The organism is Bacillus thuringiensis (assembly GCF_022095615.2).
GTDB lineage: Bacteria > Bacillota > Bacilli > Bacillales > Bacillaceae_G > Bacillus_A > Bacillus_A cereus_AG.
Genome location: NZ_CP155559.1, coordinates 3,513,217 through 3,527,548, shown reverse-complemented (window position 1 = coordinate 3,527,548; position 14,332 = coordinate 3,513,217). Strand labels below are relative to the sequence as shown.

Sequence of the window (14,332 nt, the reverse complement as noted above, 5' to 3'; positions counted from 1 at the left end):
GAAAAACAAAAGGAAAGAAGGTATCTTCTTTCCTTTTTACTATATTTGTTCAAATTCATTATTATTTATTCCAATTAGCTATGTACTATGGGCGAATACCGTTTTCTAATAGCTCAGTAAATGCATTAATATGAATAGGCTTGCTGTAATAGTAACCTTGAATAAACTGACATTTATTTTTTTGAAGGAAACTCACGTGCTCTTTCGTTTCTACACCTTCAGCAATGACAGACATTCCTAATGTATTTGCTAATGTGATGATTGTTTTAATAATTTCCATTCCATCGTCACATGTTTCAGACATTGTAATAAATTCTCTTGGGATTTTTAACGTATCGATTGGATATAAAGGTAAGTAAGCTAGCGAAGAATAGCCTGTACCAAAGTCGTCGATTGAAATGTGAATCCCTAAACTTTTTAGTGTACGCAATTTTATCAATGTTTCTCGCTCATCCATCATTGCAATTCGCTCTGTTAACTCAAGATCGAGAGAACTTGCGGGTAAGCCTGTATGTGCTAATGTAGCAAAAATAGACTTTACAAAATCCTCTTGTTCAAATTCTTTAGCAGATAAGTTTACACCAATTTTTAAATGTGAATATCCGAGTGCGTGCCAACGTTTCATTTGCTCACAGGCTTGCTGCAATGTCCATTTTCCTATTGGAATAATTTGTAGTGTTTCTTCTGCAATCGGAATAAACTCGTATGGAGAAATAACACCTAATTCAGGATGATTCCACCTGATTAAAGCTTCTGCGCCGATAATGTTATTAGACTTACTATCAACTTGAGGTTGATACAAAAGGAACAATTCTTCATTTTGTATTGCGTTTGGTAAATCTTTTTCTAATCGTAATCGTCTTTCGATCTTTCTAGCGATTACATCGTCATAAATAGAGACAGAGTTAAGCTCTTTTGCCTTTGCATCATACATTGCAACATTAGCGTTTTTTAATAGAGTAGTGATATCGATTCCGGAATGTGGATAAATAGCGATACCGATACTAAGTGATAAAGTTAATGTATGTTCATGTAGGACAAACGGCTTTTCCATGCTTTCAAATAATTGGTTACATAAATGGAATAAGCAATCTTCGTCAGTATAGTTTTCAATTAGGATTGTAAACTCATCACCACCGATTCTTGACAGATGGGTATGTGCTGGAAGGCATGATTGGAATCGCTTTGCTACTTCTTCTAATGTGTAATCCCCTGACGAATGCCCAAGTGTGTCGTTAATTACTTTAAAGCGATCTAAATCTAAATATAATAACGCAAACTCGCTTTCTGTTGTTTTAGCTTTTCTTATAACTTTTTTTAATATCTTTTGAAAAAAGGCACGGTTCCCTATGTTTGTTACAGTATCATGGAATGCTAAGTATTTTATTTCTTCTTGCTGTTTTTTTAGTGCAGTAATATCTTTCACCATAATATAGCTTCCTGCAATTTGTCCGTCTATCATAATAGGGACGATGGTAACGTATAAAAAATAAGTAAAGCCATCTTTATATTGAGAACTTAGTTGTAAGGATGCCGATTTTTGTTGTTTCACTTTTTCTAACGCAGATGCTAGTTTATATTTGTCTTCATCTAAAATAATTGAAAAACATGTTTCGCCGAGTAACTCGTTCGTTGGTGCTCCAAGTAGTGTACTCCCAGCTTTATTTACATTTAAGAATACTCCATTTAAATCAATTGTAAAAATAGGATCAGGGTGATATTCATATAACGATTTGAATTTTTGTTGTTTTTGAGATAGAGCCTCTGATTTATGAACTAAATCTGAAGTTCGTAAAGTAACTTTTCCTTCTAGTTGAGCATTAAATGCTTGTAGACGTTTTGTAAGAGTAGAGTTTTGCATACCTACAATAAAATGTCGAATAAGTACAAAAACAAAAACGATACAATTTCCTGTAATGAGAGTGGAAGATGATGTTTGTTCTTTTAGTGTAAACCCGATTAGTATTGCAACGGCAAGATAGGGGAATACAACTAAAACTTTTTTTCCTAGTTTAGGGTGTACAATAAAATAATTTTTAGTGCTATTAGAATTATCTGAAATAGAACCAGCTATTGCAATAAATAATATAGGGATTCTATATAAAAGGCGTAATAATGTTATAGTATCAGTTGTTAAATGGCTACATAAGTAGAAATAAATATAATTGAAAGTTGCAGAACTTATTAAAACAAAAATAAAAATATAAATTTTTCGTTTAGAATTAAAAACAGTTGGACGGAAAAAGAGACTAACACCAAGTAGAATAAATAAAAGGTCTGCAATTGGATATAGAAAAGAAAGAAAAATATCTCCCAGTGAAAGGGAAAATATATTTAAATCTGGCTGATTAAATAAATACCATTCTAATGTGAATATGGAAATGAGCACGATACATAGGTCACAAATAAAGAAAGCTTTTTCCCATTTATCGCATTCTTTTAAGATTTTATAGCAGAAAGCGATAAGACAGAAGAGTAGAAAAAACATGTAAAATACATCAGAAATAGTAAAACGATGTATTGGAATTTCGAAGAAGCTATCTTGATATGTATATACTATTTTTCCTAATAAAAAACTACCAATCGCTATTGTGATACATATCCAAAACGGATTTGAACTGACTTTTTTAGAATATATAGAGTAAATCAATGAGACAAATGTAATGGTTTCAACAATAAGTGAAGCGAAGCGTACATCTGAATTTGAAAAATGAGTGGGGAACAGATAGAAAAACATAAAATAGATTGAATAACATAGTAATGTTCCAATTAATATACATAGTTGTAAATTTTTATTTAATTTCAATAAAATCACCTTCTTTAATTATGCACTATATTCGTAATATCTATACATAATAATATTACTTAAGAATTGTATCAGATTTCCTTATAAAAATCTTGTTTATAAGGAAAGTATTGAAGAGTTTAATACTTCTTAAAATTAAAAAAACATTGCGTTTGATAATATGTATTGCATCAAGATTTTAAATAGAAATTGTATATTTAGTCATCCTTTGAATTTTAAAGATTTTTTAGTGATTTGCAAGTAGAGATGCAAAGTTGCATATAAAATGGTAAGGGCTTTCTTTGGAGGTGAGTTTTTGGTCGTAATAGGTTATTTTGAGTAAGACCTTTGTATGTATCTATTCTCATACTAACGAGTGATTTCAAAAACGTGTTACGTATGTACAATAATACGTAATCAAGTATGAAATTTTTAGTATGGGAGGAAAAGCATGAAGAATTGGGTGAAGTTTCGAATCGCACGTCCAACTGATCAGTTAGAAGAGGTTACAACATTTTATGAAAAAGGATTAGGTTTAAAACGTATAGGTGAATTCAACAATCATGAAGGTTATGATGGGGTCATGTTTGGACTCCCAGATGAAGAGTACCATTTAGAATTTACAAGACATATAGATGGAAGTCCTTGTCCAGCTCCGACAAAAGATAATTTACTTGTATTTTATATGAGTGAAGATAGTGAAATGAAAAAGGTGAGTAAAAGGCTGCATGCATTGGGATATGATGAGGCCGAGCCTGAAAACCCATACTGGAAAGACAAGGGGATAACGATAGAGGATCCAGATGGTTGGAGAATTGTGTTAATGAAAATCGAAGAATAAAGAATAACGAAATTAATAAGAACAAGGTTTCAAATTAGGATAGGGTAAAAATAAATCCGCTTTCTTCTATGTAATATAGGGGAAAGCTTTTTTGTCTTTATAATCTGAAAATTTTTATTTGACAACTAATTATAAAAAAATGTAAATTTAGAACGTGTATTCTTATAAGTTTGCTACTGTTTCTATTCAAAAGGAATGTATAAATAGGGAGGACTTTTTATGTTATGGCGAATTAAAGATACACAAATATATTATGAAATTGTTGGAGAGGGTAAACCGGTCCTTATTATACATGGATGTGCTCCTGACCATAGGTTAATGATGAAATGTATGGAATCGGTATTTCAGAAATATGAAGGTTATCAACGAATATATATTGATTTACCTGGTATGGGAAAGTCGAACGCTCCAGAATGGCTAAATAGTTCAAATCATATATTAGAAGTGTTAAATACATTTATTGAAGAAATCATTCCAAGGAAAGATTTTTTACTAGTAGGAGAGTCTTTCGGCGGATATTTAGCTAGAGGGATACTTTCAAAGATGTTTGAGAGAGTGAATGGATTATTATTAGTATGTCCTGTTGTTGTAGCCCAGCAAAAAGAAAGACGTTTACCAGATAAACAGGTAATTGTACAAGATAGGGAGTTTTTAAATACACTAACTTCTACTGATAGAGAAGAGTTTTGCGAGTTAGCAGTGGTCGCGAATGAATATACATATAGGAGATTTAAAGAGGAAATTAAGCCAGAACTAGCTATTGCTAATTATGAATTTATTGAAAGGTTGCAAAAGAATTACTCTCTTACTATGGATTTTCATCATAAGAAATACGAGAAACCCGTTCTTTTATTAGCTGGAAGACAAGATATATCGGTAGGTTATCAAGATATTATAGGAATTATTGATGATTATCCAAGAGCGACATTAGCGGTGTTAGATATGGCAGGGCATAATTTGCAAATTGAACAGCCTGAATTATTCGAGAGTTTAGTAGGAGAATGGATTAGACGAACAAATCATCAAAGTTTATAAAAGACGAATGAATATTTACAAGGAGGAATTATGAGCACATATATTTATATGGTTAGGCATGGTGAATCACCAAAATTAGAAGGAAATGAAAGAACGCGCGGGTTAACTGAGAAAGGACATATGGATGCCCGTAGGGTAAATGATATATTAAAAGCGGAGAGGATTGATACTTTTATTTCCAGTCCCTATAATCGGGCTATGTTAACGATAGAGGAGTCAGCGAATTTCTATGAAAAAGAAATAGTAGTATATGAAAATCTCAAAGAGTGTATGTTTTCAAGTGAGGATCAGATTATATCAGATAAAGAGGTGTACCCACTTGTAAAGAAGATGTTCGCAAATCTGGATTTTGCACGAACAGAAGGGGAGTCATATAAGGATTGTCAGAGACGGGTAGTGAAAGTGTTAAAAGAAATATTAATGGATTTTCAAGGACAAAAAATTGTAATTGGTACACATGGGCTTGTCATGACATTAATGATGAACTATTTCGATAGACAATATGGTTTTGAATTTTTAATGAATACGTCAAAACCAGATATATATAAGATGGAGTTTAAAGAAGAACAATTTATGAATGTAGAGAGATTATGGAAAGCGGAATAAAATTGGTTGCATGGATTTCATAGTAAAATCTTCTTATTTGAATAGAAAGCATTTTTATCAACTATTTTTAGAATGTTAAATCAATAAGTAATTATTCAGTATTTGAATAAATTATGGGGAAATTGGTTTAGGGAAACAATTTTAAATGTGTCAAAATTCCAAACGGTGGATTTATATTCAATTGGAGAAAAAGATGTAATATTTTGTCGTACTGTCCTCGTTTACATTTCATTACATTACATATAGGCTTTGTGGTGTAAAGGGGGAAATCGCCTTTACACAAAATCTATAAGGAGGACATTGTGATGAAAAAGATTAAAAAGTTTGCGGGAGTAGCTTTAGCGGGAACGATTGGATTAAGTGGACTACTGTTTTTAGAACCAAGTGTAAGCGCTGCGGAATCAAAGCAAGTGGAAGGTGAAAATTTCAATGCAATTGATGTAACCATGAATCTAAATGAGTTTTATTTATTAAGTGGTAGAAGCATAGATGTTCTTTTGGGAGATAAAGAAGCAATTCAGCTAAACAAATATACAATTAGTTTTAATAACCCTGGGAAGTATGTGATTAGAGTAAATGGCTGTGTTTATGATGATGTATATACTTTTATTGTGAATGAGTAGTATATATTCTTAAATTGTGAGATGAAAAAAGAAACACCCTATTTGCGGTGAGAATCGTAAATAGGGTGAATTTATTTGTATTAAGTTGTACTTTAAATATGCTCACTAATTTTCTTTTTGTTATGTAAAGTATGTAAAAGTGTTTGAAACACCTTAAATGATTGCTGAAAGATTGGACTTTGAATAAAAGTGTATAGAAAAGTTACGATAAAAACAGGACCACCGAGCATAAATCCAATAACTAGTACAATGCATTCTACAATGATTCGCGCACGGCTAATAGATAGTCCTGTTTTGTCGGAAATAGTAAGCATGAATCCATCACGAGGTCCAGCACCAATCCCAGCCGCAACATACATACCTCCCCCGATACCTGTAATGGTAATACCAGCAAATAAAATGAGTAAGTTAATCCATAAATAATGAGAAGCGTTTGGAAGAATATTTGATTGTAAGAAAAAATCCATAATAGGACCGATAAGTAGTGCATTTAAAAATGTACCTACATTTATATATTTTCGATCTACTAGTAAAGAAATGAGAACAAGACATAATCCGCATATGACACTCCATGTACCAATGGTCCATCCAAATTTTTGGTAGAGGGCCATATTTAAAACTTCCCAAGGGTGCAAGCCGAGAAATTTAACTTTGACTGCAAGAGCATTTCCAAGGCCAAAGAAAATTAATCCTAAGAAAAAAAGAAAATAGCGAAAGAGGGTTAGCCTCATCTTTCATACCTCCTATATTATATAATTATGTATGTTACATGTTAGGGTTTTAATGTACAAATATTATGTCTTTTAGGTTTTGTTTGAAATTATTAAAATGAAATATACGTATCCACAGTCAAAAAAGTTAAAATATTTTGTTTTAAGGATTATAATAGAGAAAGAAGAAAAAAAGGGAGTGAACGAGTTTGAAACAAGAACTTATTGAAAGATTTACGAGATATGTAAAAATTGATACACAATCAAATGAAGAAAGTCATACAGTACCAACAACACCTGGGCAAATTGAGTTTGGAAAGTTATTAGTGGAAGAGCTAAAAGAAATTGGGTTAACAGAAGTAACGATGGACGATAACGGTTATGTAATGGCAACCCTTCCTGCTAACACGGATAAGGATGTTCCTGTAATCGGCTTTTTAGCACATTTAGATACGGCAACAGATTTTACAGGGAAAAACGTAAAACCACAAATTCATGAAAACTTTGATGGGAATGCAATCACATTAAATGAAGAGCTAAATGTTGTGTTAACACCAAAACAGTTCCCAGAGTTACCATCTTATAAAGGGCATACAATTATTACAACGGATGGTACGACACTTCTTGGAGCAGATGATAAAGCTGGTCTTACAGAAATTATGGTTGCAATGAATTATTTAATACATAATCCGCAAATTAAGCATGGGCAAATTAGAGTGGCATTTACACCGGATGAAGAAATTGGCCGTGGACCAGCGCATTTTGATGTAGAAGCGTTTGGTGCATCATTTGCTTATACGATGGATGGAGGTCCATTAGGTGGTTTAGAGTACGAAAGCTTTAATGCTGCAGGTGCTAAGTTAACGTTTAACGGAACGAATACACATCCTGGAACAGCGAAAAATAAAATGCGTAACGCAACTAAACTTGCTATGGAATTTAATGGACATTTACCAGTAGAAGATGCACCGGAATATACAGAGGGTTATGAAGGATTTTACCATTTACTTTCTTTAAATGGTGATGTAGAGCAAAGTAAAGCGTATTATATTATTCGAGATTTTGATCGGGAAAATTTTGAATCGCGTAAACATAACGTTGAAAATATTGTGAAGCAAATGCAAGAGAAGTATGGACAAGATGCAGTCGTTTTAGAAATGAATGATCAATACTATAACATGCTTGAAAAAATTGAACCAGTGAGAGAAATTGTTGATATTGCATATGAAGCGATGAAAAGTTTAAATATCGAGCCAAACATTCATCCGATTCGCGGTGGAACAGACGGATCACAATTATCGTATATGGGATTACCAACGCCGAATATTTTCACTGGTGGTGAAAACTATCACGGTAAATTTGAGTATGTTTCGGTAGATACGATGGAAAAAGCTGTTCAAGTTATTGTAGAAATCGCAAGACGATTCGAAGAACAAGCTTAAAAAAAACCAAGTAGTGCAGATGTGCTACTTGGTTTTTTAGTATAATACTCGCCACAAATAAAAAGTTGCGTAAGACTCCCAGTTGATCCAATTTGCCGCAAAATCTTTTATTTCATGTTTAGTCGGTTTACTTTCGGAACCGGTTATACATTTAATTGCATTATGCAAGCCAACATCGTCAATTGGGAAAGCTGAAGGGAATCGTAAACAGCGCATTAAAACATAGTTCGCAGTCCAAGGTCCTATACCATGTATAGCAGTTAATTGTTTTTCAGCAATCTTTACATCTTGTGTTTGTAGTAAAGATTCTTTTGATAGTTTTCCTTCTGTAATAAGCTTTGCAATACCGATTAAATATTCACACTTTCTAGTCGTCATTTTTAAGTTTTTGAGATCCTCTACATGTAAATTGGCAATCGTTTCAGGAGAAGGAAATATCCAATGTTTTCTATCGTTCCATTCTACATAATTTCCAAATGTCTCGACTAATCTTCTTTTTAGCGTATAAGCGTATGTGAGATTAATTTGCTGACCGATAATTCCCCAGGAAAGTGCTTCAAATAAGTCTGGAATACCTAAAGTACGAAGACCATAATATTGTTCAATTGGCCCTTGAAGGAGTACATCATGTTTAGCTAATGTATAAAAAGGAGCTAAATTAGTAGTTAAATCAAACCACTCTTTCACATAGTTTGCTACAGCTTCGCATATCGATTCTTCAGATGTATAGGATTCTTCTAAAAAATGTATTTGAATATTACCATCTGTATTCATACTAATTTCAACTAAAGGATTCACACCCTGAACAGGGATAACTTTATAAATTTTGTTATCTTCAATGTGGAACATACATTCATTGTTAGAACGTGATAGATAGCGTGAATTTTCTTGGAAACTAAATTCTGTTGGAACTTCTAAAGTTAATGCGCTAGTATATTCTGCTGTCATATGCATTCTACCTGCGATTTTTCTAATGTAAGCAATTCTTTTTTCATTTCTAATCCACCTCTAAAGCCGGTTAGTTTACCATTCTTTCCAATAACACGATGGCAAGGAATTGTAATGAGAAGAGGATTGGCAGCAATAGCAGTAGCAACAGCACGTACAGCTGTAGGTTTTTGAATTTTTTTGGCAATTCTTGAATAAGAATATGTTTCACCATAAGGAATTTCACGTACCGTATTCCAAACAGATAATTGAAAGTCAGTTCCGTAAGCATCGATAGGGAATGTAAAAGTTTCTCGTTTACTTTCTAAATACTCGATAACTTCTTTTGTATATGTTTGCAGGTAATCTGGATTGCAGACCAATACATGCTGTGGCAGTTTTTTTCTAGCCCATATATTTAGTTCTTCAAAATTTTCGTCTTGCGATCCTATGAAGCATAGTCCATTTTCAGTTGCAGCAATATGAAAATGCCAATTCTTATGTGTAAGTAGCGTCCAATATATAAATTTATTTTTGTAGGAATTCATTATTTTATCCTTCTTTCATTTCGTTCTTTTTTCGATATTCAGTAGGAGTAAATCCGGTTTTCTTTTTAAATAAAGTTGCGAAATACTCTGGGTTTTCTATCCCGACAGCAGTACTAATTTCTTTAATGGATTGATTTGTGTGTAAAAGGTGTTCTGCCGCTTTAACAATCCTGAACTGTAGTATATATTCTATTGGACTTATTCCTGTCATTTTTTTAAAAGTGCGTTGTAAATGAAATGGGCTACCATGGCACATTTCTGCAAGTATGTTGAGAGTCAATAATTCGTCAAAGTGTTTTTCGATATAATCTTTAATTTGTTCTATCCACTCTTCATTAGGTAAAGTTATCCCATTTGGCTTACAACGTTTGCAAGGGCGAAAGTTTTCACTTAGTGCTTGCTCTGCATGATGAAAAATTTGTACATTGTTTCTATTTGGTATTCTTGATTTGCATGATGGTCGGCAAAAGATTCCGGTTGATTTCACAGCATAAAAGAATTTGCTATCATAGGAAGAATCATTATGAATAATTGCTTGCCAATGCTCATTTGTTAACGTTATCCCTTCATTGTGCAAAGAACATCACCTCTGAAATTAGTATAACCTGAATAAAGTGCGTATGTATGTATTCACAAATGTAAGAGCAAGATTACAAAGGTGAAAATATGATTGTTTTTCTATTTTGTGATAGCATGAAATTTGGAAATAAACATCAAGAGGAGGGCTATAAATGAAGTTAATTTCGTGGAATGTAAATGGTTTACGTGCAGTTATCGCAAAAGGTGGATTTTTAGAATATCTTGAGGAATCAAATGCTGATATATTTTGTTTACAAGAGATTAAATTACAAGATGGACAAATCGATTTAAATCTAGAGGGATATTATACATATTGGAATTATGCTGTGAAAAAAGGTTATTCAGGAACGGCGATATTTACGAAAAAAGAACCAATTGCTGTTACATACGGTTTAGGAATTGAAGAGCATGATCAAGAAGGGCGACTTATTACTTTAGAATTCGAAGATTTTTACATGATAACTTTATATACACCAAACTCAAAACGAGGATTAGAGCGTTTAGATTACAGAATGAAATGGGAAGATGATTTCAGGGCGTATATCAAACGATTAGATGAGAAGAAACCCGTTATTTTTTGCGGTGATTTAAACGTCGCTCATAAAGAAATCGATTTGAAAAATCCAAAAAGTAATCGTAAAAACCCTGGTTTCTCTGATGAGGAAAGAGAGAAATTTGCATGTATTTTAGAAGAAGGATTTATCGATACGTATCGTTATCTGTATCCTGATCAGGAAGGGGCATATTCGTGGTGGTCGTATCGTATGGGAGCGAGAGCCAAAAATATTGGATGGCGTTTAGATTATTTTGTTGTTTCCGAAAGAATGAAAGACCAAATAATAGAGGCGAAAATTAATAGTGAAATAATGGGATCAGACCATTGCCCAGTTGAATTGCATATGAATTTCTAAAAAAAGAAGTATCTCCCTGATAGTAGGCGGATACTTCTTTTTTTATTCAGTTTGTTAAAATTTTTCAAATCTTTCTTGAAATAATTGCATATTAAATATATACTTAGTAACGATAATCATTATCAATGAAAAGTGTTATCAATGGATGAGGTGTAAAAGAATTATAGTTTAGGGGAAGTGAACGAGAATGAGTTCTGGATAGGATTATTAATCTAATGAAATATATATGTAAGATAAGTTTCATATAGTTAAATTTTATTGAGAATGTAATTTGAAAATTCGAGAGGAGATATATAAAGATGAACAAGAAGTTATTTACATTAGGGATGGTTACAGTTTTAAGTGTAGGACTAGCAGCATGTAATAGTGCAGATAAGACTTCAGGTGAGCAGAAGCAGCAGACAAAAGCTACGGAAACGAAAAAAGACGAAAAACGAAAAATTACATATTTAGGTAAAGAATATACAGTACCAGCAAAAGTAGATAAAATTGCGACAGCTAGTTTAGAGTCAATGGAAGATGCAGCGGTACTTGGTATTAAGCCAGTAGGTGCCATTACTGTTGGTGGTAAATTACCGAAGTATCTAGAGAAAGATTTAGAAGGTGCGAAATCTGTTGGTGAGAAAATGGAACCAAATTTCGAAACATTACTTCAATTAAAACCAGACGTTATTACATCCAGTACGAAATTCCCAGCAGAAACAGCTGAAAAGTTTACGAAAGTAGCTCCTACATTCCCAGTATCACATGTTTCAACAAATTGGGAAGATAACTTAAAGTTAATGGGAGAATTAACTGGTAAAAAAGATAAAGCAGAAAAGATTATTAAAGATTACAATACGGACGCTGAAAAGGCAAAAGCAAAACTAGGAGATAAGTTAAAAGACAAAAAAGTTCTTGTCATTAGACTAAGAGCAAATGACTTATTCCTATACCCAGAAGGAGTATACTTCAACCCTGTAATTTATAAAGATCTTGGACTAACTGCTCCAGAACAACTTAAAACGGTAAAAGCACAAGAAAAGATTTCTTTAGAAAAATTAGCTGAAGTTAATCCTGATTATATCTTCTTACAATATGAGGCAAGTGAAAATAATAAACCGAAAGTGTTAGAAGACATTGAAAAGAATCCGATTTGGCAAAGTATGAATGCTGCGAAAGAAAAGAAAGTATTTGTAAACGTTGTAGATCCAATGGCGCAAGGTGGTACAGCTTGGAGTAAAACAGTATTCTTAAAAGAAGCAGTGAAAAATTTATCTAAATAATACAATAAGTAAGGTGCGTTGAATGATATGCAGAAAACAAATGCAGTACCAGTAACTATATTATGTATAGCACCCATACTCATTTTATTTACAGTTATACTTTCTATTTTGTATGGGGCAAAAAGTATTGATGCTGAAACAGTGTGGAACGCATTATTTCATTTTGATTCAAGCAATGTAAATCATAATATTATTATTACTTCACGTTTACCAAGGGTAGTTGCAGCTCTTTTAGTCGGAGCATTTCTAGCCATATCAGGAGCACTTATGCAGGGGATGACAAGAAACTATCTTGCATCCCCTTCTATTATGGGTGTGACGGATGGGGCAGCTTTTGTTATTACACTTTGTATGATTTTTCTTCCGGGGATGTCATCAATCGGTATGGTTTTATGTTCAATGATTGGTTCTGCATTAGGAGCAGGTATCGTGTTTGGTTTTGGTTCGCTCCTTCAAAATGGTTTATCCCCTGTTAGGTTAGCAATTATCGGAACAGTTATTGGAACATTTTTAAGTAGTCTATCTGCTGCGATGGCTTCGTATTTCCAAATTTCTCAAAATGTTAGTTTTTGGTTTAATGCAAAGTTAGATCAAGTGGACCCTACTGTAATTAAAATTACGATACCTTTTGGGATAATTGGGATAGCTTTAGCATTATTAATATCGAAGTCTATTACAATTCTTTCTTTAGGAGAAGAGGTATCTATTAATCTAGGGCAACGTACAAAACTAGTTAAAGCGATGGCAATTTTATCTGTTATTTTTTTAACAGGAACAGCAGTTGCTTTAGTTGGGAAAGTAGGTTTTGTAGGTTTAATTATTCCGCACATTACTCGCTTTATAATTGGGGTAGATTATAAGTGGATTTTGCCATGTGCAGGTGTTATTGGCGGAGTGTTCTTAGCGTTATGTGATGTTTTAAGTAGATTTGTAAACTATCCGTTTGAAACACCAATTGGCGTCGTTACTTCCTTAATTGGAATTCCTTTCTTCCTTTATTTAATTCGTACAAGAGGAGGAGAGAGACATGCCTAAAAGTTCAAGTCAACGTTTCGGAATGACAATGGGGATTATTATATTTTTAATTTTTGGTGCTATTTATATTAGTTTAACGAACGGTACGTTTGATATTACGATTACGGATGTATTTAAAACACTTTTTAGAATTGATCCAGTACCAGAACATGATCTAGTTATCTTTGATTTTCGTCTTCCACGCATCGTAATTGCTGGATTAGTAGGATTAGGACTCGGCGTTGCAGGTGCTGTTATTCAAGGGATTACGAGAAATGGATTGGCAGACCCAGGTATTTTAGGAGTGAATGCTGGGGCCGGAACAGCGATCGTCATTTTTATGTTTTTCTTTCAAGGGCAATTAAAGAGCACAGATTGGATGTCTATTATGATGATGCCAATGTTTGGTTTAGTCGGCGGATTAGGTGCAGCTATCATCATTTATCTGTTTTCATGGAAGAGCGGCAAGCTAGACTCGCAACGTCTTTTATTAACAGGGATTGCAATTGGATCAGGATTTGGAGCATTTTCTATGTACTTATCACTCAAAATGAAGTCAACTGATTTCGAAATGGCTGCAGTTTGGGTGTCAGGAAGTATATATAGTGCAAACTGGAAGTATATTGTCGCTATGTTGCCATGGCTTATCATATTAATTCCGCTTATACAAAAGAAAGCATATTTATTAGATTTATTTCAACTGGAAGAAACGAGTATTACAAGTTTAGGTGTTTCAGTAGAAAGAGAGAAATCTATTTTACTGCTAAGTAGTATTGGACTTGTGAGCGCATGTGTCGCAGTTTCAGGAAGTATTGGTTTCATTGGATTAATGGCACCGCACATAGCGAAAAGGCTTGTTGGTATTCAGCATAAATATATCATTCCTACGTGCGGAGTAATCGGAATGTTTCTTGTAATTGCTTCAGACTTTATTGCAAAAACAGTTTTCACACCTGTAGAGTTACCAGTTGGAATCGTTATTTCTATTGTCGGTGTACCGTATTTCTTATATTTACTTTATAAGGCGAAAGCGTAAGAGGAGGAAT

General features: G+C 33.3%; 14 protein-coding genes. 9 read left to right on the top strand and 5 right to left on the bottom strand.

The features are described from left to right. Positions 1 to 85 precede the first annotated feature (85 nt). Positions 86 to 2,806 carry an EAL domain-containing protein gene (locus KZZ19_RS18210; RefSeq protein ID WP_237979284.1) on the bottom strand — a complete coding sequence of 907 codons (2,721 nt, stop codon included), beginning with the start codon at positions 2,804 to 2,806 and terminating at the stop codon, positions 86 to 88. Positions 2,807 to 3,236: 430 nt separating this feature from the next. Between KZZ19_RS18210 and KZZ19_RS18205 the strand changes: the two genes are divergently transcribed. From KZZ19_RS18205 to KZZ19_RS18190, 4 genes are all read left to right on the top strand, one after another. Next, positions 3,237 to 3,626, top strand: a complete 390-nt coding sequence (locus KZZ19_RS18205; RefSeq protein WP_237979283.1) for a VOC family protein — start codon at positions 3,237 to 3,239, stop codon at positions 3,624 to 3,626. A gap of 219 nt (positions 3,627 to 3,845) precedes the next feature. After that, complete coding sequence (locus KZZ19_RS18200; protein WP_237979282.1) at positions 3,846 to 4,661, top strand: alpha/beta fold hydrolase; 816 nt, start codon at positions 3,846 to 3,848, stop codon at positions 4,659 to 4,661. A 30-nt stretch (positions 4,662 to 4,691) separates the two neighbouring features. Further along, positions 4,692 to 5,267 carry a histidine phosphatase family protein gene (locus tag KZZ19_RS18195; RefSeq protein ID WP_237979281.1) on the top strand — a complete coding sequence of 192 codons (576 nt, stop codon included), beginning with the start codon at positions 4,692 to 4,694 and terminating at the stop codon, positions 5,265 to 5,267. A gap of 305 nt (positions 5,268 to 5,572) precedes the next feature. Then, positions 5,573 to 5,890, top strand: a complete 318-nt coding sequence (locus KZZ19_RS18190) for a hypothetical protein (protein ID WP_088097436.1) — start codon at positions 5,573 to 5,575, stop codon at positions 5,888 to 5,890. A gap of 92 nt (positions 5,891 to 5,982) precedes the next feature. On the opposite strand, the gene KZZ19_RS18185 is transcribed toward KZZ19_RS18190, so the two are convergent. Further along, entirely contained in the window at positions 5,983 to 6,621 is a 639-nt protein-coding gene (locus KZZ19_RS18185; protein ID WP_237979279.1) for a YczE/YyaS/YitT family protein, read from the bottom strand. Between the two features lie 188 nt (positions 6,622 to 6,809). On the opposite strand from KZZ19_RS18185, the gene pepT reads away from it, so the two are divergent. Continuing rightward, complete coding sequence (gene pepT / locus KZZ19_RS18180; RefSeq protein WP_237979277.1) at positions 6,810 to 8,042, top strand: peptidase T; 1,233 nt, start codon at positions 6,810 to 6,812, stop codon at positions 8,040 to 8,042. 36 nt (positions 8,043 to 8,078) lie between these two features. On the opposite strand, the gene KZZ19_RS18175 is transcribed toward pepT, so the two are convergent. From KZZ19_RS18175 to KZZ19_RS18165, 3 genes are read right to left on the bottom strand one after another with little or no spacing between them, the layout of a single operon-like run. After that, the gene (locus KZZ19_RS18175) at positions 8,079 to 8,990 is read right to left on the bottom strand and encodes a DNA-3-methyladenine glycosylase family protein (RefSeq protein WP_237979276.1); all 912 of its coding nucleotides are present in this window, start codon (positions 8,988 to 8,990) and stop codon (positions 8,079 to 8,081) included. Beyond that, on the bottom strand, positions 8,987 to 9,517 hold the full coding sequence (locus KZZ19_RS18170) for a methylated-DNA--[protein]-cysteine S-methyltransferase (protein WP_237979275.1): 531 nt from the start codon (positions 9,515 to 9,517) through the stop codon (positions 8,987 to 8,989). The genes KZZ19_RS18175 and KZZ19_RS18170 overlap by 4 nt, the downstream gene beginning before the upstream one ends. A 4-nt stretch (positions 9,518 to 9,521) precedes the next feature. After that, the gene (locus KZZ19_RS18165; RefSeq protein WP_237979274.1) at positions 9,522 to 10,094 is read right to left on the bottom strand and encodes a bifunctional transcriptional activator/DNA repair enzyme AdaA; all 573 of its coding nucleotides are present in this window, start codon (positions 10,092 to 10,094) and stop codon (positions 9,522 to 9,524) included. 154 nt (positions 10,095 to 10,248) lie between these two features. Between KZZ19_RS18165 and KZZ19_RS18160 the strand changes: the two genes are divergently transcribed. The 4 genes from KZZ19_RS18160 (at position 10,249) to KZZ19_RS18145 (ending at position 14,322) form a co-directional block, all read left to right on the top strand. Further along, positions 10,249 to 11,007, top strand: coding sequence for an exodeoxyribonuclease III (locus tag KZZ19_RS18160; RefSeq protein WP_237979273.1), 759 nt, complete (start codon positions 10,249 to 10,251; stop codon positions 11,005 to 11,007). A 299-nt stretch (positions 11,008 to 11,306) separates the two neighbouring features. Then, positions 11,307 to 12,272 carry an iron-hydroxamate ABC transporter substrate-binding protein gene (locus tag KZZ19_RS18155; protein WP_237979272.1) on the top strand — a complete coding sequence of 322 codons (966 nt, stop codon included), beginning with the start codon at positions 11,307 to 11,309 and terminating at the stop codon, positions 12,270 to 12,272. A 27-nt stretch (positions 12,273 to 12,299) separates the two neighbouring features. Beyond that, positions 12,300 to 13,307 carry a FecCD family ABC transporter permease gene (locus tag KZZ19_RS18150; RefSeq protein WP_088097429.1) on the top strand — a complete coding sequence of 336 codons (1,008 nt, stop codon included), beginning with the start codon at positions 12,300 to 12,302 and terminating at the stop codon, positions 13,305 to 13,307. Continuing rightward, positions 13,300 to 14,322, top strand: a complete 1,023-nt coding sequence (locus KZZ19_RS18145) for a FecCD family ABC transporter permease (protein ID WP_237979271.1) — start codon at positions 13,300 to 13,302, stop codon at positions 14,320 to 14,322. The genes KZZ19_RS18150 and KZZ19_RS18145 overlap by 8 nt, the downstream gene beginning before the upstream one ends. The last annotated feature ends 10 nt before the right edge of the window (positions 14,323 to 14,332 follow it).